Below are 2978 nucleotides of genomic sequence, written 5' to 3' on the forward strand. Positions count from 1 at the left end.
ACATTAGAATATGCCCTCTGGACTTCTGGCTGCTTCTGGCCGGGAGATTCCATTTTCAGCCCATACTGCTGGTTTGATCTTCTGCTGGCAGGCTGCCTGCTCGCTTTGCTGCCGGCAATGGGAAAGGCGGTGCAGGAATGACGTATATTGAAAATGTTTTTATCTGTATGGCATCGCCGTTACTGATCGCCGCCCTGTGCATGGGAAAACAACAGACAAAATTCTTTCTGTTCTGCCTTGCAGGAATGGGGGCGTGTCTTCTTTCTGCTTATATCAATACCTTTTTCGCTGCACTTTATGGTGCGGATACCTTTGCCGCCACTGCGGAGATTGCCCCGGTGGTGGAGGAGGTCATGAAGCTTCTGCCTCTGCTCTTTTATCTTCTGATATTTGAGCCAAAGACGGAACAGATCAAAATCTCCGCTGTGATCACAGCTCTTTCCTTTGCCACCTTTGAAAATATCTGCTACCTGATCCAAAATGGAGCCGGACATTTTTCCTTTATTTTTTTCCGGGGGATCGGAACAGGAGCGATGCATGTGATCTGCGGAGCCATTGTAGGCGGAGGCCTTGCGTATGTGTGGCAGCGGACCTGGCTGAAGATTGCCGGAACCTGCGGTCTGCTGGGAGCAGCCATCACGTTTCACGCGCTCTATAATCTGCTGATCGCTTACGGCGGCGCAGTGCAGTATGCTGCCTATGTTCTGCCTGTAGTGATCTTGGCAGCGGGAAAGCTGATTGCCCGCCGTCTGACATCGTAATATAACTTTATTTTGTGATTTTTGGGAGCTGTTTTTAAGCAGCTCTCATTTTTTTTGAAAAATCTGCTTTCCGGGTGAGAGTTTTTCCGGATTTTTGTACCTATATAAGTGAAAGGCCTTTAAGCTGAGTGTTCAGAAAGGAGGTTTTGCGTGCATGTACGATACACAAAAGCGTGTTGCACTGGCAAAGGAGCGGATAGCGGAATCTCGCCGCCGACAGGCGCGGCGAAGCATTCGCAGTCTGTCGGCACTGTGCGCTCTGCTGTTTTTGTCTCTTCTGGGAACGGTAGGGACGGTGCAGAGCCAGCCGATGGATGCCGTGGGAATGTACGGGGCGATCCTGCTGCATGAGGGTGTGGGCGGATATGTGCTGGAAGCGGTCATTTCCTTTACCGCGGCAGTTGTGCTCACTGCTTTCTATATCAAGTTCAGAAAAAGGGAACAGATACCATAGAAATGGGGGAAAATCAATGAGAAAGCCAGAAAAACAAAAGAAACAAAGAGAACGGATCTATGCGGCACTGCTCTGCATCTGTACGATGCTTTCTTTAGTTTCTGTGCCTGTATTGGCGGCAGAAATGAGAAAAGGAGCGGGCAGCCATAAACATACCCCGGAGTGTTATACGTGGATGGAAAAATGTGTCCATGAACATACGCTGGAATGTTATCCGCAGAAGGAGATAACGGAATCTGCGGCCACCTCATCTGATGCGGTGGAGGCCACCGAGTGCCGCCATGTATGCAGTGAGGAAAGCGGCTGCATCACAAAAGAATTAAATTGTCAATATGACAGCGAAAGCACTCCAATAACAGCAAAAGCGCTTATGAAAAATAAAGCGATCGCCACCCGGTCCAATGCGCGGAAAGTCTCTTCTATCGATCGCGCACAGGAAATGATCGATGCATTGCCGGACGTAACGGATATCAATAACGATAACATCGAGGAGGTAAGGCTTCAGTTTAAGGCTGTTGAGGACGCAATGATACAGCTTTCCGTCGAGGACTCGGTCGTACTTGATATCGCTCGCTATCTGAAGGTTGCCGCGGTGCTGTATGGACCGTTTCCTGACATCCAGAATCCTATCCTCGGCACAGATATTAAATGGACGATCAGCAGAGACAATAAGACCATTACGATATCCGGTAAAGGGGAAATGCCTGATTTCGACAATACTAGTTCCGGTAAAAGGTGTCCCTGGGAGGACAAAAAGTCTAAGATTGACAAGGTGGTCATAGAGGAAGGAGTGACAACGATTGGACAAAATGCATTTAGTAAATGCATAAGACTCAGTGAGGTGCAAATTCCAAAAACAGTCAAAACAATAGGGAGTTCCGCTTTTTATGACTGTAACACCCTCAGGCAGATTGATATTCCAAATAGTGTCAAAAAGGTGATGCCCTTCGCGTTTCATAAATGCCCGCAACTTGGGCAAGTTCACACCCATTGGAAAGATCCGGATGAAGCAGTCTTGTCATTTGCATTTTATCTGCCCGGTGAATCATGGCCGGAGAATCTGAAGATATACGTTCCTGACGCGTATAAAGAAATATTTGCAGCTGCATGGACAAACTGGAAGGTAATGGGCGAAACTTACACGGTCTCTTTTAATGGAGACGGAGCACCGGGATATATGGAGTCAGTTGAAGGCATATCCGGGGATTACGTTCTTCCGGAGTCTGGTTTTTCATATCAATCAGCGATCCTTGATTACTGGGCGCTGGATAATCCTGATGGAGAGGAAGCGGGCTGCCCGGGAGACATTTTTCCTGTTACGGAGAATGTGGTGTTTTATGCCAGCTGGAGACTTGTGATCGTGATACCGGAGCCCGAAAATCCGGATGTGTGTATTCACGCATGGGGCGAATGGCAGAGCAATGCCGATCAACATTGGAAGAAATGCATCCACTGTGAGGCAAGTGACATCAGGGAAGATCACTCCGGCGGAACAGCCACCTGCAAAGATCAGGCGGTGTGTTCTGTCTGCGGCGCGGCTTATGGGGAACTGAATCCAGATCATCACACGGGCGGCACCGAGGTGCGCGGCAGAGTTGAGGCCACCGCCAGCGCAGATGGCTATACGGGGGACACCTATTGTAAGGGCTGTGGTATCAGAATTGCGGCAGGACAGGCTATCCCGAAGGATCCTACGACCCCGACGACACCTACGACCCCGACGACACCTACGACCCCGACGACACCTACGACCCCGACGACAC

At 49.6% G+C, this 2978-nt stretch carries 3 protein-coding genes; all 3 read left to right on the plus strand.

The window, feature by feature from the left end; genetic code table 11:
- Positions 1-137: 137 nt before the first annotated feature.
- Positions 138-761, plus strand: a complete 624-nt coding sequence (locus tag Q5911_RS14725; RefSeq protein WP_303183931.1) for a PrsW family glutamic-type intramembrane protease — start codon at positions 138-140, stop codon at positions 759-761.
- Positions 762-915: 154 nt separating this feature from the next.
- Positions 916-1215 (plus strand): hypothetical protein, encoded by a 300-nt coding sequence (locus Q5911_RS14730; protein WP_303183934.1) that lies wholly within the window; start codon positions 916-918, stop codon positions 1213-1215.
- A gap of 16 nt (positions 1216-1231) precedes the next feature.
- The coding region (locus Q5911_RS14735; RefSeq protein ID WP_303183936.1) for a leucine-rich repeat domain-containing protein at positions 1232-2978 on the plus strand (1747 nt) is incomplete at its 3' end.

The sequence above is a fragment of the Lachnoclostridium phocaeense genome (assembly GCF_959599685.1).
Classification (GTDB): domain Bacteria; phylum Bacillota; class Clostridia; order Lachnospirales; family Lachnospiraceae; genus Claveliimonas; species Claveliimonas monacensis.

Bases quoted from the DNA above. Each gene is read 5' to 3' on its own strand.
- Q5911_RS14730 (WP_303183934.1), top strand. From the start codon at position 916: ATGTACGATACACAAAAGCGTGTTGCACTGGCAAAGGAGCGGATAGCG.
- Q5911_RS14725 (WP_303183931.1), top strand. From the start codon at position 138: ATGACGTATATTGAAAATGTTTTTATCTGTATGGCATCGCCGTTACTG.